At 65.0% G+C, this 19,257-nt stretch carries 20 protein-coding genes; 16 read left to right on the top strand and 4 right to left on the bottom strand.

The annotated features are described in order from the left end of the window. Window positions 1-22 precede the first annotated feature (22 nt). A complete protein-coding gene (gltX, locus tag ACAty_RS11415) occupies window positions 23-1,426 on the top strand; it encodes a glutamate--tRNA ligase (protein ID WP_004868726.1) in 1,404 nt (467 codons plus the stop codon). A gap of 4 nt (window positions 1,427-1,430) precedes the next feature. On the opposite strand, the gene ACAty_RS11410 is transcribed toward gltX, so the two are convergent. Beyond that, a complete protein-coding gene (locus ACAty_RS11410; RefSeq protein ID WP_004868723.1) occupies window positions 1,431-3,233 on the bottom strand; it encodes a SulP family inorganic anion transporter in 1,803 nt (600 codons plus the stop codon). 190 nt (window positions 3,234-3,423) lie between these two features. On the opposite strand from ACAty_RS11410, the gene ACAty_RS11405 reads away from it, so the two are divergent. Genes ACAty_RS11405 through ACAty_RS11375 form a run of 7 tightly spaced genes read left to right on the top strand, consistent with a single transcriptional unit; the run spans window position 3,424 to window position 10,996 of the window. Continuing rightward, window positions 3,424-5,361 (top strand): aconitate hydratase, encoded by a 1,938-nt coding sequence (locus ACAty_RS11405; RefSeq protein ID WP_004868722.1) that lies wholly within the window; start codon window positions 3,424-3,426, stop codon window positions 5,359-5,361. After that, on the top strand, window positions 5,358-6,632 hold the full coding sequence (icd, locus tag ACAty_RS11400; protein WP_004868721.1) for an NADP-dependent isocitrate dehydrogenase: 1,275 nt from the start codon (window positions 5,358-5,360) through the stop codon (window positions 6,630-6,632). The genes ACAty_RS11405 and icd overlap by 4 nt, the downstream gene beginning before the upstream one ends. A 2-nt stretch (window positions 6,633-6,634) precedes the next feature. Then, window positions 6,635-7,798 (top strand): ADP-forming succinate--CoA ligase subunit beta, encoded by a 1,164-nt coding sequence (gene sucC / locus ACAty_RS11395; RefSeq protein WP_004868719.1) that lies wholly within the window; start codon window positions 6,635-6,637, stop codon window positions 7,796-7,798. A gap of 1 nt (window position 7,799) precedes the next feature. Continuing rightward, on the top strand, window positions 7,800-8,144 hold the full coding sequence (locus tag ACAty_RS11390) for a hypothetical protein (RefSeq protein WP_004868718.1): 345 nt from the start codon (window positions 7,800-7,802) through the stop codon (window positions 8,142-8,144). Next, complete coding sequence (gene sucD, locus ACAty_RS11385; RefSeq protein ID WP_004868716.1) at window positions 8,141-9,013, top strand: succinate--CoA ligase subunit alpha; 873 nt, start codon at window positions 8,141-8,143, stop codon at window positions 9,011-9,013. The genes ACAty_RS11390 and sucD overlap by 4 nt, the downstream gene beginning before the upstream one ends. Before the next feature lies 1 nt (window position 9,014). Continuing rightward, window positions 9,015-10,661 (top strand): NAD+ synthase, encoded by a 1,647-nt coding sequence (locus tag ACAty_RS11380; protein WP_004868714.1) that lies wholly within the window; start codon window positions 9,015-9,017, stop codon window positions 10,659-10,661. Further along, on the top strand, window positions 10,658-10,996 hold the full coding sequence (locus ACAty_RS11375) for a P-II family nitrogen regulator (RefSeq protein WP_004868712.1): 339 nt from the start codon (window positions 10,658-10,660) through the stop codon (window positions 10,994-10,996). Before ACAty_RS11380 ends, ACAty_RS11375 begins: the two co-directional genes overlap by 4 nt. Before the next feature lie 21 nt (window positions 10,997-11,017). Here the strand turns inward: ACAty_RS11375 and ACAty_RS11370 are convergent, their stop codons facing one another. Continuing rightward, on the bottom strand, window positions 11,018-11,767 hold the full coding sequence (locus tag ACAty_RS11370) for an outer membrane protein assembly factor BamD (RefSeq protein ID WP_004868710.1): 750 nt from the start codon (window positions 11,765-11,767) through the stop codon (window positions 11,018-11,020). Between the two features lie 28 nt (window positions 11,768-11,795). Between ACAty_RS11370 and ACAty_RS11365 the strand changes: the two genes are divergently transcribed. From ACAty_RS11365 to def, 8 genes are read left to right on the top strand one after another with little or no spacing between them, the layout of a single operon-like run. After that, complete coding sequence (locus tag ACAty_RS11365) at window positions 11,796-12,758, top strand: RluA family pseudouridine synthase (protein WP_004868708.1); 963 nt, start codon at window positions 11,796-11,798, stop codon at window positions 12,756-12,758. Next, on the top strand, window positions 12,748-13,545 hold the full coding sequence (gene pgeF / locus ACAty_RS11360) for a peptidoglycan editing factor PgeF (protein ID WP_004868706.1): 798 nt from the start codon (window positions 12,748-12,750) through the stop codon (window positions 13,543-13,545). Before ACAty_RS11365 ends, pgeF begins: the two co-directional genes overlap by 11 nt. Further along, window positions 13,542-14,090, top strand: coding sequence for a cupin domain-containing protein (locus tag ACAty_RS11355; RefSeq protein ID WP_004868704.1), 549 nt, complete (start codon window positions 13,542-13,544; stop codon window positions 14,088-14,090). The genes pgeF and ACAty_RS11355 overlap by 4 nt, the downstream gene beginning before the upstream one ends. Continuing rightward, entirely contained in the window at window positions 14,087-15,301 is a 1,215-nt protein-coding gene (locus tag ACAty_RS11350) for a 2,3-diketo-5-methylthiopentyl-1-phosphate enolase (RefSeq protein WP_004868702.1), read from the top strand. The genes ACAty_RS11355 and ACAty_RS11350 overlap by 4 nt, the downstream gene beginning before the upstream one ends. Beyond that, window positions 15,298-15,939 (top strand): HAD-IB family phosphatase, encoded by a 642-nt coding sequence (locus ACAty_RS11345; protein ID WP_004868700.1) that lies wholly within the window; start codon window positions 15,298-15,300, stop codon window positions 15,937-15,939. The genes ACAty_RS11350 and ACAty_RS11345 overlap by 4 nt, the downstream gene beginning before the upstream one ends. After that, entirely contained in the window at window positions 15,926-16,561 is a 636-nt protein-coding gene (gene mtnB, locus ACAty_RS11340; RefSeq protein ID WP_004868699.1) for a methylthioribulose 1-phosphate dehydratase, read from the top strand. Before ACAty_RS11345 ends, mtnB begins: the two co-directional genes overlap by 14 nt. Window position 16,562: 1 nt before the next feature. Then, window positions 16,563-17,084 (top strand): glycine cleavage system transcriptional repressor, encoded by a 522-nt coding sequence (locus ACAty_RS11335; RefSeq protein WP_004868696.1) that lies wholly within the window; start codon window positions 16,563-16,565, stop codon window positions 17,082-17,084. A 2-nt stretch (window positions 17,085-17,086) separates the two neighbouring features. After that, window positions 17,087-17,602, top strand: coding sequence for a peptide deformylase (def, locus tag ACAty_RS11330; RefSeq protein ID WP_004868694.1), 516 nt, complete (start codon window positions 17,087-17,089; stop codon window positions 17,600-17,602). Window positions 17,603-17,606: 4 nt separating this feature from the next. On the opposite strand, the gene ACAty_RS11325 is transcribed toward def, so the two are convergent. Both ACAty_RS11325 and ACAty_RS11320 read right to left on the bottom strand, forming a co-directional pair. Further along, entirely contained in the window at window positions 17,607-18,470 is an 864-nt protein-coding gene (locus ACAty_RS11325) for a hypothetical protein (RefSeq protein ID WP_014003422.1), read from the bottom strand. Window positions 18,471-18,621: 151 nt separating this feature from the next. Next, window positions 18,622-19,245 carry a helical membrane plugin domain-containing protein gene (locus tag ACAty_RS11320; protein WP_004868691.1) on the bottom strand — a complete coding sequence of 208 codons (624 nt, stop codon included), beginning with the start codon at window positions 19,243-19,245 and terminating at the stop codon, window positions 18,622-18,624. Window positions 19,246-19,257: the final 12 nt, after the last annotated feature.

Below are 19,257 nucleotides of genomic sequence, written 5' to 3'. Positions count from 1 at the left end.
TTTTTAGACTACAGGAGGACGCATGACGGTCTGTACGCGTTTTGCTCCGAGTCCCACCGGTTATCTGCACATCGGTGGCGTTCGCACGGCCCTTTATTCCTGGCTCCACGCACGCAGGCTGAAGGGGCGCTTCGTGCTGCGCATCGAGGATACCGACCTCGAGCGCTCCACACCCGAAGCCACGGCGGCCATTCTCGAGGGTATGGAGTGGTTGGGTCTGCACTGGGACGCCGGGCCCTTTTACCAGACACAGCGCATGGATCGCTACCGCGAGGTGTTGGCGCAGATGCTGGCGGCAGGCAGCGCCTATTACTGCTACTGCAGCAAAGAAGAGCTGGAAGCGATGCGCGAGGAGCAGCGCGCGCGGAAGGAGAAACCGCGCTACGACGGTCGTTGCCGCACACGCCACGAGCCGCGGCCGGGCGTACAGCCAGTCGTGCGCTTTCGCAGTCCCGACCGTGGCGAAACCGTGGTAGAGGATCTCATCCACGGTACGGTGCGCTTTCAGAACGCCGAGCTGGACGACCTCATCATCGCCCGCGCCGATGGCACACCCACCTACAATTTTTGTGTGGTAGTGGACGATTGGGATATGGGCATCACCCACGTCATCCGTGGTGATGACCACCTCAACAACACGCCGCGGCAGATGCAGATCCTGCAGGCCCTGGGCGCGACGCCGCCGGTCTACGCCCACGTGCCCATGATCCTTGGGCCGGACAAGCAGAAGTTATCCAAGCGTCATGGCGCCGTCAGCGTGCTGGAGTACCGTGAAGAGGGCTATCTGCCCGAGGCCCTGCTCAATTTCCTGCTGCGTCTGGGCTGGGCCCACGGCGACCAGGAGGTGTTCAGCATCGCCGAGATGATCGATCTTTTCCGTATCGAGGAGGTGCATCGGGCGGCCTCTGCCTTCAATCCGGAAAAGTTGCTCTGGCTCAACGCCCAGCACATTCAGGCCCTGACTGCTGCGGAGCTCGCCGAGCGTTTGCGGCCATACCTGCTGCGCGAAGGCATCGATGCGGCCTGTCTGCAGGCGGGGCCGGATCTGGAAGCGGTGGTGCTGGCTTTGCGCGAGCGGGCCAAGACCCTGGTGGAGATGGCGCGTGGCGCGTTGTTTTTCTATCGCGCGCCCACCGAGGCGGTGACAGCCGACCGGGACAAGCACCTGCGTGGGCGCGCCGAGCTCTTGCAGAAGGCCGCGGCACTTTTGGGCGAACTCCCCAGCTGGGACGCCACGAGCCTCCACGATGCCCTGCAGTCCCTTGCCGCTGCAGAATCCGAAGGCAAGCTCGGCAAGATCGCCCAGCCACTGCGCGTCGCCGTCGCCGGCTGCGCCGTGTCGCCGCCCCTGGATCAGACCCTTGCGATCCTGGGCAGGGAAGAGAGCCTCGCGCGCCTGCGCCGGGCCCTCGCCTGGACCGAATGAGAACCTAGGTCCCGGCGCTGGTGAGGCGATGCACCTTGCTCTCGCCCTGCCGACATTCGGTAAAGATCCGTGCCGTGCAGCGGGCGCAGATCTCCGGGTCGAGATCCGGGTAGAGGCGGCGGATGACCTCATCGCGGTTGTTCAGCACCCGGTCTCGACCCAGCTCATCGAGGAAGTGTCCACGCTCGAGAATGGCCATGGCGGCGGGCTTCAGACCATAGATGTAGAGATCCCCGCCACGACGGCGCCAACGCCGGGCTTCCTGCACCAGGGTCTCGGCACCGGCAATGTCGACGAAATTGATGCTGCGACCGTTGATGACCAAGACGCGGCGCTCGGGAAATTGCTGCGCCAACTCGCCCAGGCGCTGTTCGACGTGATTCACGGCCCCAAAGAACAAGGAACCGTCGATGCGCACCATCAGCACCTGTGGGCATTGCGGCAAATCCAGCCGCGCCACCAGGGGGCGATAGGGGCTCTCGGGATCTGGCGTCACCGAAGCGACGTTGGGTTTGGAGGTGCGCAGCAGATAGAAGATGAGGGACAGCATGACGCCCAGATAGATGGCGAATTCCAACTGAACGAAGAGGGTCGACAGAAAGGTGGTGAGCAAAATGGCCGTCTCGCGTTTGCTCGCCCGCAGGATTCCGCGGATGTGGTGAAAATCGATGAGTCCATAGGCCACGAGAAAGAGCACGGCGGCCATGGAGGCGATGGGTAGGAAGGCCATGAGCGGGGCCACCAGCAGGAGGATGGCGCCCAGCGCAACGGACGCGAAGACCGCCGCCAGCGGTGTACGCGCCCCCGCCTCGTAATTGAGGCCCGAGCGGTTGAAGGAGCCGCTGGAGGCGTAAGCGGAGAAGAAACTGCCGACGACGTTGGACAGCCCCTGTCCGATGAATTCCTGGTTGCCGTCGATGCGCTGCTCAGCCCGTGCGGCCACGGCCCTGGCGATGGAGACGGCCTCCGTGAGACCAAGCATGGCCACGGCGAGCGCTGCCGGCGCCAGCTGACTGAGGGCTTTGGGGTCGAAATCGGGCAGGGACAGGGGCGGTAACCGTGCCGGCAGCGCTCCCAGCAGGCGGATGCCGGTGCGGCTGTCGCCCAGAAAATGATTGAGGAGGAAGGCCACCAGGCTGCCCGCCAGCATGGCCGCAATCATGTAGGGCACACGCGGCGCGTAGCGGCGGATGAGGATGCCGGTGAGCAAGGTGACCATGGCCACGGCGAGCACGTAGGGATTGATCTCTTGCAGTCGGTGCGCGAAGGTCCAGATGGTTTCAGCAAAGCCCGCTCCGCGGGGAAGGTCGACGCCAAAGAAGTTTTTGATCTGACTACTGGCGATGAGGATGGCCGCGCCGGCCGTGAATCCGACGACGACGGTGTGGGAGATGAAGTTCACCACCGCCCCCAGGCGCGCCACCCCCATGGCCAGTTGAAACAGACCCGTGAGAAAGGTCAGGGTCAGGGCCAGTTCGATGTAGTGCGCGGTACCCGGCTCGGCCATCACGCTGAGCGCACCGAAGACGACGATGGAGATGGCGGTGGTAGGGCCCGATACGAGATGCCAGGAAGAGCCGAAGAGGGCGGCGATGACGGCCGGGACCATGGCCGTGTAGAGCCCATATTCCGGCGGCAGGCCGGCGATGACGGCAAAGGCCACGCCCTGGGGCAGGACGATGATCGCCCCTGTCAGGCCGGCGATGAGATCGGCACGCAAGGAATCCCTGCCCACCCGCGGCCACCAGCGCAACCAGGGGAAAATCTGAAACAGCCAAAGGGGGTTGACCGACATCGTGCGGGACATGGACGCTCCTTCCACAGGCCAGACGCGTAGCCCGCGATCTGGCAGACATATTTTGGCCCTGAGTGTAACCAAAGCGGCGCAGCCTGTCACGAAGCCCCGCACGTGGCGCCGCCGGCGGGATTTTGCGATGATGTGGAGGCTCGGACTAAAATCGCCGTTCACACCTCTGGCCACCCACAGGAGTCTGCCCATGCCCCGGAACGTCACCCAGAAGATCATCGCTGCCCACCTCGTGCGCGGTAGTCTGGAACCGGGAAGCCCCATTGCCCTGCGCATCGATCAGACCCTGACCCAGGATGCCACGGGGACCATGGCCTATCTGCAGTTCGAGGCCCTGAAACTGCCCAGGGTGCGGACGGAGCTGTCGGTGTCCTATGTGGATCACAACATGCTCCAGTCGGGCTTCGAGAATGCCGACGATCATCGCTTCCTGCAGAGTTTCGCGGCCAAGTACGGCATCCATTTTTCCCGTCCGGGCAATGGTATCTGTCACCAGGTGCATCTGGAGCGCTTTTCCCGCCCGGGCAAGACCTTGCTCGGCTCCGACTCGCACACGCCGACCTCTGGTGGTGCCGGTATGCTGGCCATTGGCGCTGGCGGCCTCGATATTGCCCTGGCCATGGGCGGGCTGCCCTTCAATCTGAAGATGCCGGCGGTGGTTGGGGTGCGTCTCAGCGGCCGCCTGCAGCCTTTCGTGAGTGCCAAGGACATCATCCTCGAGGTGCTGCGGCGCAAGACCGTCAAGGGCGGGGTGGGGAAGGTCTTCGAGTACTTCGGTCCGGGGGTGGCCAGTCTCAATGTGCCGGCCCGGTCCACCATCACCAACATGGGGGCGGAGTTGGGTGCTACCACCAGTATCTTCCCCAGCGATGCGGTAACCCGGGAGTATCTGGCCGCCCAGGGTCGGGAATCGGATTGGGTAGAGCTCTTGCCCGACGACGGGGCGAGTTACGACGAGATCCTGGAAATCGATCTGGATGCCCTGGAGCCCCTCATTGCCTGTCCGCACAGCCCCGACAACGTCAAGACCGTGCGCGAGGTGGCAGGCACGCCCGTGGCCCAGGTGGCCATCGGTTCCTGCACCAATTCCTCCTACACCGACCTCATGACCGTGGCCACCATGCTGGACGGTCGGGTGGTGGCAGAGGGGGTGAGTCTTGGCATCTCCCCAGGTTCGCGGCAGGTGATGGAGATGGTCACCCGGGACGGTGGCCTGCTCAAGTTCATCGCCGCCGGTGCCCGCATCCTGGAGTCGGCCTGCGGTCCGTGCATCGGCATGGGTTTTGCGCCGCCCAGCGGTGGTGTTTCGGTACGCTCCTTCAACCGTAATTTCCAGGGGCGTTCCGGCACCAAGGATGCGGCGGTCTATCTGGCGAGCCCCGAAACCTGTGCCGCCTGTGCCCTGACGGGTGTCATCACGGATCCGCGCGATCTGGGCATGCCCGCCATCTCCGTACCTCTGCCGGGCCAGTTCCTGGTGGACGACCGCATGATCGTCCCGCCCGCTGCCGATGGGGCCAAGGTCGAGATCCTGCGCGGACCCAATATCGCCCCTCTGCCCGAGGGCAGTCCGCCGCCAGAGCGGATCGAGGGTCCCGTGCTCATCCGGCTGGGGGACGACGTCACCACCGACCACATTATGCCCGCCGGCGCCAAGGTGCTGCCGCTGCGTTCCAATCTGCCGGCCATTTCCCAGTTCGTTTTCCACGCCGTGGATGCCGACTTTGCCGAGCGGGCCAAGCGCCTGGGCGGCGGTTTCATCGTCGCCGGCCAGAACTACGGGCAGGGGTCCAGTCGGGAGCACGCCGCCCTGGCGCCGCGCTACCTGGGCGTTCGCGCCGTGCTGGTGCAGTCCTTTGCCCGCATCCACCTCGCCAACCTCATCAACTTCGGCATTCTGCCCTTGACCTTCGTGCACCCGGAGGATTACGAGAAGGTTCAGGTCGGCGATACGCTGAGTCTCGATATCCGCGGGCTTGCCCTGGGACAGACCCTGACGGTGCAGGACCGCAGTCGGGGGCTCGAGTTTGCGGTACTGCCGCAGCTCGGCAGCGAGCGCGATCTTGAACTCATCCGCAGCGGTGGTGCCCTGAGCTGGGCTAGCCAGATGTTGGAGAAAAGCGCGTGAGTGGCGGTAGCCTCATCCGCTGGGCGGCGGGACGCCTGGAGGTGCCGGATCGGCCCATCATCCCTTTCATCGAAGGGGACGGTATCGGCGTGGATGTCACCCCGGCCATGCGTCGGGTGGTGGATGCGGCGGTGGCCAAGGCCTACGGTGGCGCGCGAGCCATCGTCTGGAGGGAACTCCTGGCGGGGCAGAAAGCCGTGGCCGAGCTCGGCGCCGATCAGATCCTGCCGGAGGCCACTCTGGCCGCCATCCGCGAACACCACGTCGCCATCAAAGGGCCCCTGGAGACCCCCGTCGGTACCGGCATGCGTAGCCTCAACGTGGCCCTGCGCCAGGAACTGGACCTCTACGTGTGCCAGCGACCGGTGCGCTATTTCCGCGGTACGCCAAGCCCCCTGCGGGAGCCGGAAAAGGTCGACATGGTCATCTTTCGGGAAAATTCCGAGGACATCTATGCGGGCATCGAGTGGCCCGCAGAGAGTCCGGAAGCCCGCCGCCTCATCGCCTTCCTGCGCGAGGAGATGGGGGTGCGGAAGATCCGCTTTCCGGAAAGTTCTGCCATCGGAATCAAGCCCGTTTCCCGGGAGGGTTCGGAGCGCCTCATCCGTCGCGCCATCGCCTATGCCTTGGCGCAGGGCAAGCCTTCCGTGACCCTGGTGCACAAGGGCAACATCATGAAGTTCACGGAGGGCGGCTTCCGCGACTGGGGCTATGCCCTGGCGGAGCGGGAGTTCGGCGAGCAGGTGTTCACCTGGCGGCAGAAGACGGCCCTCGCCAAGAGCGAAGGCAAGGCGGCGGCCGAGGCAGCGGAAAAAGCGGCCGTGGCAGCGGGCAAGCTCATCGTCAAGGACGTCATCGCCGACAATTTTCTGCAGCAGATCCTCCTGCGCCCGGAACTGTACTCGGTGGTGGCCACCCTCAACCTCAACGGCGACTACCTCTCCGACGCCCTGGCGGCGGAGGTGGGCGGTATCGGCATGGCGCCGGGGGCCAACCTTTCCGACAGCCACGCCATCTTTGAGGCCACCCACGGCACTGCGCCGGACATCGCCGGGCTTGGGCGGGCCAACCCCAGCTCCTTGATCCTCTCGGCGGTCATGCTGCTGGAGCACATCGGCTGGCCGGAGGCAGCCGAGCGCATTCTTGCGGCCATGGAAGCGACCATCGGCGCCGGTGAAGTGACGGCGGATCTGGCGGCCCTGCGCGGCGATGTGCCCGCCTTGTCCACCGCCGAATTCACCGCTGCCCTGTGTCGGCGGGTGGAGGCCTGACGGTGAATCTGCACGAATACCAGGCCAAGCGTCTGCTGGCAGAGGCCGGGGTGACCGTGCCCCGGGGGATCCCCGCCTTTTCCCTGAAGGAAGCCATCAATCAGGCGCGTGAGTTGGGTGGGCCACGCTGGGTGGTCAAGGCCCAGGTCCACGCTGGCGGCCGCGGCAAGGCCGGCGGTGTGCGGGTGGTGGACAGCATCGCCGCCGTGGAGCAGGCGGCCCAGGCGCTTCTGGGAAAACCGCTGGTGACGGCACAGACCGGACCGGAAGGTCAGCACGTGGCAGCACTGCTCATCGAGGAGCCCAGTGTCCTCCTGCGCGAGTTCTATCTGGCCTTGGTGGTGGATCGAGCCAGCGCCCGCATGCGTTTCGTGGCCTCGGACCGGGGCGGAGTGGAGATCGAGGAGCTTGCCCGGGAGCAGCCCCAGGCCATTGCTTCCATCACCATCGATCCGCGCGTGGGTTTTCTGCCCTATCAAGGGCGGCAGCTGGGTTTTGCCTGGGGCCTCGAACCCGCCGCGGTCCAGCAACTGGTCCGTACCATGCAGGCCATGGCCCGCCTGGCGCCGCAGCTGGACGCGCTCATGATCGAAATCAATCCCCTGGCCTTGACGGCCGAAGGTCGGCTCCTCGCTCTCGATGCCAAGATCAGCATGGACGACAACGCCCTCTATCGGCATCCCGAGTCCGATGAGCTCTTCGATTCCACGCAGCAGGATGGGCGCGAGATCACAGCACGTCAGTTCGGCCTCAATTACATCTCGTTGGGTGGCAACATTGGTTGCATGGTCAATGGCGCGGGGTTGGCCATGGCGACCATGGATCTCATCAAGCTGCACGGTGGTGAGCCCGCCAATTTCCTGGACGTGGGCGGTGGAGCGGCGGCGGACAAGGTTACCCAGGCCTTCAAGCTCATCCTCTCGGATCAGCGGGTGCGCGCTATCCTCGTCAATATCTTCGGCGGAATCACCCGCTGCGATCTTCTGGCCCAGGGTATTCTGCAGGCGGCCCGGGAGGTGGGTATCCACCTGCCGGTGGTGGTGCGCCTGGAGGGCACCAATCGCGAAGAGGGACTTGCCCTCTTGCGCGAGAGTGGCCTGGCCCTCATCACCGCCGAGGGACTGGACGACGCAGCGGCCAAGGCGGTGGCGGCCGCCGCCGGCTGACGTGGGCATCAACGTTCTCTGGTTGCAGCGGCTCTGGCCACTCCTGCGCCAGTCTGGACCATTGATCACCCGCCTGGCCGATGCCTATGTGAAACGGGGTGCGGACAAGAAGACTGCCGAGACCCTGGCGGAGACGGCCGTCATCCTCGATCAGATCCTCGATGAGCGGCTCCGCGGCCTCGCCCAAGCCGAAGAGGTGGAGACCCTGCGTCAGGAGATCCAGGCGCTGCGCCAGGAATTGGCTCGTCTGGGACCACGACGGCGCAATCCCTACCTGATCATTCTGGTACTGGGGCAGTTGCTGACCCTGGTTTTCGTTATCTTGCTTTGGACCCATCTGCCATGAGTATCCTCCTCCACCGCGACACCGCCGTCTTGTGCCAGGGTTTTACCGGCAAGCAGGGCAGCTTCCACTCCCAGCAGGCCATGGCCTACGGCACGCGCATGGTGGGCGGGGTGACGCCGGGCAAGGGCGGCAGCGAACATCTGGGCCTGCCGGTTTTCGATACCGTTGCCGACGCCGTCGCTGCCACGGGCGCCACGGCCAGCGTCATCTACGTGCCTTCGCCCTTTGCCGCCGATGCCATCGTCGAGGCCGCCGCTGCCGGCATCGAACTCATCGTCTGCATTACCGAGGGAATCCCCATCCACGACATGCTGGCGGTGCGCCATTACCTGGCGGGCAGCAACGCCCGCCTCATCGGACCCAATTGCCCTGGGATCATCACGCCGGGAGCGTCGAAGATCGGCATCATGCCCGGTGCCATCCACCGTCCCGGGCGGGTGGGCATCGTCTCGCGCTCGGGGACGCTCACCTACGAGGCCGTGGAGCAGACCACGCGCCTGGGCCTTGGGCAGAGCACTTGTGTCGGTATCGGCGGCGATCCCCTCATCGGTATGAACTTCGTCGATGTCCTGGCGCTCTTCGAGGAGGATCCGCAGACGGAGATCGTCCTCATGGTGGGCGAGATCGGTGGTCGTCTGGAGGAGGATGCCGCCGCGTTCATCCGCGCACACATGCGCAAACCGGTGGTAGCCTTCATTGCCGGGGCGACGGCGCCCAAAGGCAAGCGCATGGGCCATGCCGGTGCCATCATCGATGGTGGCAGCGGCTCGGCGGCGGAGAAATACGCGGTGCTGGCAGAGGCCGGAGTTCACTGCGTCGACTCGCCCGCCCAGATGGGGCAGAAAGCCGCCGAGATCCTGGGGCGCTAGCGTGCGCATCGCCATCGCGCAGTGCAATCTGTGGGTTGGAGATGTGGCAGGCAACGTGCGTCGCCTGCTGCGTGAGGCGGGTGCGGCACGGGAGGCCGGCGCGGAGTTACTGATCACGCCCGAGCTTGCCCTGTGCGGGTACCCGCCCGAGGATCTTTTGTTGCGCGACGACTTCTTGGACTGCTGCGCTACGGGGTTGGAGGATCTTGCCCGGCGTACTCCGCTGCCGCTGCTGGTGGGTCACCCGCAGCGGCATGGCGGCGCACTGTTCAATGCCGCGAGCCTCGTCCAGGAGGGGCGGATCGTGGCCAGCTACCACAAGCACTGCCTGCCCAACTACCGGGTATTCGATGAGCTACGCTACTTTCGGGCCGGACAGCAGGCGGTCGTCCTCCCCCTGGGTGGCGTCCTGGTGGGCGTGCTGATCTGCGAGGACATCTGGTGCGATGAGGACGCCCTCACGGCGTGCCAGGCACTGGGTGCGGAAGTCGTGGTGGTGCTCAACGCCTCGCCCTACCACCGCGGCAAGCAGCGCGAGCGCGAGGAGCTTTTGGTACGGCGGGCCCGCCACGCCCGATTGCCCCTGGTGTACGCCAATGCCGTGGGCGGTCAGGACGAACTGGTCTTCGACGGTGGTTCCTTCGCCGTGGATGCCGAGGGCCGGATATGTGGACGGGCGCCCCAGTTTTCCGAGGACCTGTTGCTCCTGGATCTGGAGCGCAGCAGCACCGGCTCGGTCGTGGTGCGCGGTGGGGTGACTGCGGCGCCTCTGGAGGATCTGGCCGAGGTCTATGGCGCCCTCATGCTCGGCCTGCGCGATTATGTGGAAAAAAACGGTTTCCCCGGCGTCGTCTTGGGACTTTCCGGAGGAGTGGACAGTGCCCTGACCTTGGCCATCGCCGCCGATGCCCTGGGACCGGAGCGGGTCGATGCCCTCATCATGCCCTCACCCTACACGGCGGACATGAGCATCGAAGATGCCCGGGCCGAGGCGGCGACCCTGGGAGTACGCAGTCACCTGCTGCCCATCCACGGGCTCTTTGCCGAGTACCAGAACAGCTTGCGGGAGACCTTTGCCGGGCGCGCTGCCGACACCACGGAGGAGAATCTTCAGGCCCGCATCCGGGCGGCCTTGCTCATGGCCTTTTCCAACAAGTTCGGACCGCTGCTGCTGACCACCGGCAACAAGAGTGAGACAGCGGTGGGTTATTCTACGCTGTACGGCGATATGGCTGGCGGCTTTGCCCTCATCAAGGACTGCCCAAAGACCCTGATCTATGCCCTGGCGCGGTATCGCAATGGGCGCGGCCCGGCCATTCCGGAGCGGGTGCTTACCCGTGCCCCCACCGCCGAATTGGCACCGGGACAAACGGATCAGGACAGCCTGCCGCCCTATCCGGAACTGGACGCCATCATCACCGCCTATGTGGAAGAGGATCGGAGTCTCGCCGAAATCGTCGCGGCAGGCCATGCGCCGGCGACGGTGGAGCGCGTCCTGCGCCTCGTGCAGATGGCGGAGTACAAGCGTCGTCAGGGTGCGCCGGGAGTGCGCATCAGCCGGCTTTCCTTCGGCAAGGATAGGCGCTATCCCATAACCAATGGATTTAGGCCCTGGGCCCCACACTGTGCCACGGAGGAGTCACCATGAAAAAGATCGAAGCCATCATCAAGCCGTTCAAGCTCGACGACGTTCGCGAGGCCTTGCAGGAGCTGGGCATTGCCGGCATGACGGTTACGGAGGTCAAGGGCTTTGGCCGCCAGAAGGGGCACACGGAGCTGTATCGCGGCGCCGAATACGTGGTGGATTTCCTGCCCAAGGTGAAGATCGAGGTGGTGCTGCCCGACGATCTCGCGGAGCGGGCCGTCGACGCCATCCAGGAGGCCGCTCGCACCGGCAAGATAGGCGACGGCAAGATCTTTGTCTATCCCGTGGAGCGGGTCATCCGAATCCGTACCGGTGAGGAAGGCGACGAGGCGGTCTGAGTACCCGGACACCCATTTCCCTCAGGGTAGTTCCTTGAGGTACTTGCTCTGCGGATAGTTGGCCTTGAGCACGCCCGCCGTGGTCTTGGCCAGGCCATCCAGGTTCATGTGGCGGTAGGACAGGCTCAGGTAGTAGAGCGCCTCTTCCCGGGCCGGACTCAGCTGGTAGCGGGTGACGACGTCGTTACAGCGGTTGGCAGCGGCCACGTAGGCGTGGCGGATGTAATAGAACTTGCAGATGTCCAGTTCGCGTTGGCCGAGGATATCGATGATCTTTTCCATGCGCAGGCGCGCGTCGGCGGCATAGGCGCTGTTGGGCCAGCGTTTGACCAGGGTTTCGAGGGTGGCGAAAGATTCCTCCAGGGGCTTGGGATTCCATTGCGCACCCTGGATGGCCTGATAGTAGGCGATCCCCTTGAGGTACCAGGCATAATCCACGAAGGGATTGACGGGGTGCAGCTTGATGAAGCGCTCCGCTGCCGCGGCGGCGGCCTCGGAGTCCCCCTGCTTGTAGTAGCAGTAGGCCGTGTTGAGCTGCGCCTGCTCGGCATAGGGGCCGTAGGGATAGCGGGTCTCCAGCTCCTCGTAGAGGCGCACCGCCGAACTATAGTCGCCCCGATCCTGCGCTGCCTTGGCTGGCCGATACATGGCCGCCGCCGACAAATGGCTGGACTCCTTCAGACTGTCCTTGGCACCGTCGCTGGCGCAGCCGGACAGGACGCCGAGGAGCGTGAGATGGGCAACTATGGGAAAAATGATGCGTTTGCGCATGGATGACGATGGTCTATAGTGGCGAGCCATGGACGACGATAGTACGGAACTTGCTCTGACTTTGCCAGTGGAAGGCGCCGGACAGCGCCTTGACGCGGTGCTCAAGGAATTGCTGCCTGAGCTTAGCCGCAGCCGCCTGCAGACGCTCCTGCAGCAGGGCAGCGTGCTCGTCGATGGGAGCGCGCATCGTCCCAGCTACCGTATCCGCGGCGGCGAGGGCGTCGTCCTGCATCTGCCCCAGACGCCCGCGGAGCACTGGCAGGCCGAGGCCATGGATCTCACCATCGTGCACGAGGATTCGCAACTCCTGGTGATCGACAAGCCCGCGGGGCTGGCCACGCACCCCGGCGCCGGAAGACCTCGGGGGACCCTGGCCAACGCGGTCCTGGCCCACTGCCCGGCCAATGAGCGTCTGCCGCGGGCCGGAATCGTGCATCGCCTGGATATGGATACCAGTGGCCTTCTGGTGGTGGCCAAGACGGAGCTGGCCCGCCAGTCCCTCATTGCGCAGTTGGCCGATCGCAGCATGCATCGGGAATACCTGGCCCTGGTGCAGGGCGCCTTGACGGGCGGCGGTCATGTGGAGGCCCCCATCGGCCGTCACCCCCAGGACCGACTGCGCATGACGGTACGGCGCGATGGCCGCCCCGCCCGAACCGACTATCGGCTGGTGGAGCGCTTTCCGCGCCACAGTCTGCTGCGTCTGCGCCTGGCTACCGGACGCACGCATCAGATCCGGGTGCACATGCGCCACCTCGGGCATCCTCTGGTGGGCGACCCGCTCTACGGTGGTCGTCCCATCCTGCCGGCGGGGCTTGGCGCTGCCGGTCTTGCCCGCTGGCAGGCCTTTCGGCGTCAAGCACTGCACGCCTGGCGGCTGATCCTCGAGCACCCCGAGTCCGGCGACACCTGTCAGTGGGAGGTGGCCATGCCAACGGATATGGACGAACTTCTGCAGGTCTTGCGCTCTGCCGGGCAAAATGGTCACTGAGGCCGATTTCCTTTTTCCCGACTGGGATCGTCCGGTGGCCGTGCGGGCGGCGGTGAGCCTGCGCACGGGCGGAGTCAGCTCGGCACCCTTCGCCAGTTTCAATCTGGGGGATCATGTCGGCGACAACCCCGAGCGCGTCGCCCGGAATCGGGCGCAACTGCAGGATTGTCTCGCCTTGCCCGGCGCACCCCGCTGGCTGCGTCAGGTGCATGGCGCGCACATCGTCGATGCCTCGGTGACGCCTGCCCGCCAATGGTCGCCAGCGGAAGCGGATGGCGCCGTTTGTACAGGCCCCGGAATAGTCCTGGCCATTCTCAGCGCCGACTGTCTACCGGTGCTTGCCTGTAGCCGGGACGGACGGCGTATCGGGGCCTTCCACGCCGGCTGGCGAGGGCTTCTGGCGGGGGTGCTGGAGCGAGGTATCGCGGCCATGGGCGTTGCCGCCCGCGAAATTTTGGTATACTTGGGTCCGGCCATCGGGCCGCAGCGCTACGTGGTCGGGGCCGAGGTTCGTGCGGCTTTCCTTGCCCAGGATCCGGGGGCTGGGGCTTTCTTCCGGGCCGTCGAGGACATGCCCGCGGCAGATGCGCGCGCCGTGCCGGACAAAGGTCGCTTCTTGGCCGATCTTCCGGGCCTTGCCCGGCACCGTCTGCGGGCTTTGGGAGTGACCTCGGTAACGCCGTCCGGGCTCTGTACGGCAACGGATGCGGCGCGCTTCTTTTCACACCGTCGGGATGGACAGACGGGACGCATGGCAAGCCTGATCTGGAGGGAGGTGGGCACATGATAGGAGTGCAATGGGGAAATGCCTCGACGCACACGGCTGCGGAGGACCCGGTAGCCTTGCTGGCCAACCTCGGCGTGGTCTGGGAGGCCTTGGCCTTGCCGGAGCATCCCGAAGCCCTGGCACTTCTGGCGCGTCCGACTCTGGACGCGCTAGAGCAGGAGGCCCTGTTGCGGGCCCTCGATCCGGTTTTTCATCGTTTGCAGGCGGAGCGTGGTTATCGCGAGCGGGACCTTGTGGTCCTCTACCCAGAACACCCGGACCTGGAGACGCTGGACCGACGTTTTGGCGGTATCCATCGCCACGACGACGAAGAGGTCCGCTATATCGTCGATGGCGAGGGTGTCTTTGGCTTTGTGCTGGACGATGGTCGTCAGCTGGAGCTGACGGTGGAGGCCGGCGACTATCTACATATTCCCGCGGGTGTGGAGCACTGGTTTCGGCTGAATGGACTGCGGCGGATCAAGGCGGTGCGCTACTTCAGTGCCCGTGGTGGCTGGGTACCCGTCTACAGCGACACACCGCAGCAGCAGTTCCCCCACGCATGATGCCGGCTGAGGACGAGCGGTCCAAGGATTTACCGGCGGGACACTCCTGGATCGAGGTGGATTACCGCTTTCCGCCTGGGGCCGACGGCGCGCGGCAGGCGCAGATGCTGGCGGTGGGACAGACGGCGGGTAGCTGGCATGCCCGCCACAGTCACCGGGAAAAAGAGTTGCGCAGTCACCTTGGCGAGGTCCGGTCCTTGGCGCTCCAGGAGGATGGGGGCACGGTGGCCACCATCGCCTTTCCGCGGGGGAACCTCGATGGCTCCATGGGTGCCCTGCTGACCATGATCTTCGGCAAGTATTCCCTGGGTGGGGTGGCGCGCATCCTGGCGCTGCGCCTGCCCGCGGATTACGGACTGCGGCCGCGCTTCGGTCTGCCGGGCCTGCGCCAGCGGCTCGATGTCCACGGACGCCCCCTCATTATGGCCATTTTCAAGCCGGCCCTGGGCCTCGATGCCGCCGGACATGCTGAGATTCTTGCCCAGGCGGCCATGGCAGGGCTCGACATCATCAAGGACGACGAGATCCTGCCGGACCTGGCGGAAGCGCCTGTCCTCGAACGCTGGCGTGCCTGTGCGCCCATCATCGAGGCCCGGCGCGATCGCAGTGGTCGCGATCTGCTCTACGCCGTGAATCTCTCGGGCGACGCCCGCAGTCTACAGGAGCAGGCCCGCCGCTTGGTGGCAGAGGGCGCCAATGCCCTGCTGCTCAATGTCCTGACCTATGGATTTGCCGTGCTGGAGGCCCTGGTCCGGGACCCGGAGGTGGCCGTGCCCATCTTCGCCCATCCCGCTTTTGCTGGCGCGCTGTGCGGCGCCCCGGAGCATGGTCTCGCCTATGGTGTGGTGCTGGGTACCCTCATGGCCCATGCCGGAGCCGATGCCGTGCTGTATCCAGCGCACTATGGGAGCCTGCCCTTCTCTGCTGCGGACGAGACGGCCATCGTCGCTGCCCTGCGGGCACGTGCCGTCGCGCCCGTACCCTCTGCCGGTGTCCATCCGGGTACCCTGGCGCAGATCCTCGGTGACTACGGTTGCGAGGTCATCCTCAACGCCGGCACAGGCATCATGGATCATCCCGATGGCATCGGGCCCGGGGTGCTGGCCTTTTTCGAGGCCTGGGAGCGCTGGCAGCAGGGCGAGTCCCTCCGCTTGGAAGCCGTTCCCCCGGGGCCCCTGCACCGAGCCCTGGAAAAGTGGGGTGGGGGGTGAGCGGGCGCTGGATCTTTTGCGATTTCGACGGCACCATCGTCGAGGAAGAGATCTTCGTGGCGCTGCTGCGGCGCTTTGCTCCGGTCGAGTCGGCCCGCACCTTGCCGGAGATCTACGCCTTGCGCGTGAGCCTTCGGGATGGTCTGCGTCGTATTCTCGAGACCATCCCCAGCGCTGCCTGGCCAGAGATGGAGGACTTTGTTGTGCGCTCAGCCCATATCCGCGCGGGTTTTGCCGAGTTTGCCGAGGCTAGCCGTGCGGCAGGCTGGTCACTGCTGGTGGTCACGGGCGGCTTTCAGGCCATGGCCGAGCTGGTGCTGGCTCCCTTCCGCTCCGCCATCTCGGCGGTCCATGGCCTGGAAGTGGATCGTAGCGGCCCCTTTCTGCATCCCTATTCGCCCTGGGAGAGTGCCGATGAACTGGTGAGCAAGCCCGCCGTCTACGCCCACTATGCTCCGGAGCAGGCCATCTGCATTGGTGACTCCGTCACCGACCTCGCCCTGGCCCGTCAGTGCCCGCGCGTCTTTGCCCGCGACCGCCTGGCGGAGTACCTGCAAAGGGAGCAGCGCCCCTGGCAAGCCTTCGAGACTTTTTTCGATATCCTGCCCGCCCTGGAGGCCGTCCATGCAGCCCGCTGAACTTTGCGAGGATCCCCGTGCCATGCTCGCCGCCAGCGCGCGCGAGTTCTATCGTCGCGGCTGGATGCTGGGCACGGCGGGTAATCTCTCGGCGAGGCTCCCAGACGACAGTTTTTGGATCACCGCCAGCGGTCGTCCCAAGGACTTGCTGACGGAGACCGATTTCGTGCGGGTGGATGACGAGGGCCGCGTGCTGGAGGCGGCGGCAATGCGCAAGCCCTCGGCGGAAACGGCCATCCACCGGGTGATCTACCGGCATTTTGCCGAGGCCCGTTGGATCTTTCACGTCCACTCGGTGGAAGCCAATCTCTGCGGCCACTTTGCCCGGGATGGGGCGCTGCGTTTGCCGCCCCTGGAAATGCTCAAGGGGCTTGGCGTACCCGATGCCGAGCCCGAGGTAGACCTGCCGGTCTTCCCGAACCTTGTGGATGTCGCGGCCATAGCGGTGCGCATGGATGCAGAGTTTGCTCGGCACCGGCCGCGCGTACCCGGGGCGCTGATCCACCGCCACGGTCTGACGGCCTGGGGCCCCGACGCCCACGCCGCCCGCCACCACCTGGAGCTGTTGGAATATTGCTTCCGTTATCTGGTTCAGGCCCGAAGTCTTGCCCTAGGAGATTGATATGAGCCAAGCCCTCTTGACGGTCATCGGTGAAGACCGCCCCGGTATCGTCGCCGCCGTGACCCAAGCCCTGCACACCGCCGACTGCGCCATCGGCGATGCCTCCATGATGCGCCTTGGCGGGTATTTCACCATCATGCAGATCATCCATTACAGCCGCGATCTGGGCGCCGTAGAGACGGCCCTGGACCCGGCCATGAAGGCCCTCAATCTGCGCATCCATCTGGATCCCATCTCCAGTGCGCCAGCGGCGGCAGACGAGCCCAACGTGCGGGTGACGGTCTACGGTGCCGATCACGCCGGTATCGTCGCCAGCGTCACTCAGGCACTGGCCTCGGTGCGCTTCAATATCGTCGAGTTGGAGAGCGAACAATCGGGCAACCCCGAGCGCCCCATCTACGTCATGGTCATCCAGGGCTCGGCGCCCGGGGGTATTGCCGAAGTGCGCGAGGTGCTCGAGCCCCTCAAGAGCCGTGAGGCCATCGAGATCGGCGTCCACCCCATCGATACGGCACTGTTCTGACCATGGCTGTGCTGCCTATTCTCACCTATCCCGACCCACGCCTGCACCGCAAGGCGGAGCCCGTGGAGCAGTTCGACGAGGAGCTGCGCAGCTTCGTCGCCGACCTCACCGAGACCATGTACGCCGGTCCCGGCGGGGTGGGTATTGCCGCACCTCAGGTGGATCGCCTGCAGCGCATCGTTCTGGTGGACGTGCGCCCAAAGCTGGGCGACGACTGCCACGGTTTTCTCTGCCTCATCAACCCCGAACTCATCGCCTGGGAAGGAATGGCGGTGGGTCGGGAAGGCTGCATGTCCGTGCCCGATTTTACGGGCAACGTCATCCGCGCCGAGCGCATCCAGGTGCAGGCTCAGGATCTGGACGGACGCAGTCGCATCTTTGAGTGCGCTGGTTTCGAGGCCCGCGCCGTCCAGCACGAGATGGACCACCTGGACGGCTTCCTCTTTCTGGACCGGCTGGTATCGCGCAAGACCGATCTTTTCCGCCGCAAACGCTACCAGCAGAAAGACAAAGGCTAAACGCTCACTTGGGTTTTACGGCCTTCGGTTTTACGGCGTAGCCGCAGAAGCCCTCGGGGTGCGCTGCCGTCCCCAAAGGACCGCAGCAGCTTTTGAAACCGGCGGACGCCAATGGTACCGAGGCCGGCAGGGTGGCCAGGGAGAATGTGGTCTCAAGAAAACAGACGCCTTTTGTGGGAGTGGGATGGGCGAAGGCTTCCCTCTCGATTTTTACTACGCCAAGGTCTCCCCGGGTTCGCGAATCCGCAAAGTAGGGCGAGCGGTATCTGCTTTTCCCATCCCCAATGCTTTCCCAACCGTGCGTTAGAAGCCAGTTTCGCAATTGGGCGAAGCTTCCTTCGGGAAAGCCCGCGTCCTCCCCGTCTTTTGTGAAGAGGAAGGCATATAGGGTGTTGGCGCTGTTTTTACTGGCCCCACGGAATTCGGAAAAGTTAGGCACGCCAAGGTCAGCCCAATCGCCCCAATCGTCCGAGCAGGTAACGTCAGCAACGACATAACTGACCCCGAAGCGGGCCGGGCCGTTGGCCGGTTCTTCGGTGACGGCGGCTTCGTGCTTGCAACGCCGCGCCTCGTCGCGCAATTCGAAGTTCACGACTCCCGCGGAGTTTTCGCAGTTTTGACGATCCGTGCACAGAGGAACGGCTCCCGGAAGGACGGTGTACTGTGCCCCCCAGAATCGCCCGCTCTGAACGTGTCCGTAAGAAGCCAGTACCCATCCTTTCGCCACGGGGAACAGGCTGGACGTGACAGGCAGCAGGTCGAGATAGGAACCGGGCTCCTTCCCTCCCATCGGATCGCCGGCGATGCTCGTGCCAGCCACGGCGAGACCAAGGACAAACGGAACGATCCTCTTCAAGGTACAGGACATGCTGGCTTCCCCATAAGCAAGCTGAGCTGAGACGGTAGCGCTCAAATATTTCCGCCATGTTTCCGCACACTCCCCGGTGGGCGAGCCCATAGGCAAAAAAGCCCCGACCGAGGCTGGGGCTTCAAGCGGGGCGAGAGAACTGGTGTGGAAATCAGTGCTTGAGCTGGCAGGAGCGGAAGTGCTTGCCCACCAGCATGAGGAACTGGATGGTCTGCTGGGTTTCGGGTTGTTTCATGATCTCCCAGAGACCGGCAATCCCGCCCTTGGCTGGCGGCGCTTTACTGGCCTCTTCGGCGGCGCCCTCCAGGCACTGGATGAAGTCCGTGAGCACGTGCTGTTGATCCAGCTTTTCGGCCACGTGTAAGAGCCGATCGATGACCCCGGTGCGCGTGGCACGGTCCAGCAGGCAGAGGGCGTCCGTCGCCAGTCCCGCCAGCCGTCCCACCATCTCGTCGTTGAGGGAGTCGCCGGCGGCGCCCATCATCCGCGCAAGGTGGACGATACGGTCGAGGTCGCCGTTGTGCACCAGGGCAGAGATGGCGGGAAGGGCTTCCTTGATGTGGCTGCGGTTGACCCGATCCAGGAGATCGAGGCCATCGCTGGCCACCTCCGCCAGCCGTCCCACCATCTCGTCGCTCAGGGAATCCCCCGCCGCCCCCAAGAGGCGGGCGAGGTGGACGATGCGCTCCAGATCGCCGTTGCGCACCAAGTGGACAAGGGCTTCCTGCGCCTGTTGCAGTTCCTGCTCGTGCTGGGTATCCAATACGGCAGCCATGGGACACCTCCT

The organism is Acidithiobacillus caldus ATCC 51756 (genome assembly GCF_000175575.2).
Lineage (GTDB): Bacteria > Pseudomonadota > Gammaproteobacteria > Acidithiobacillales > Acidithiobacillaceae > Acidithiobacillus_A > Acidithiobacillus_A caldus.
This window is presented reverse-complemented; position numbering and strand designations above follow the sequence as displayed.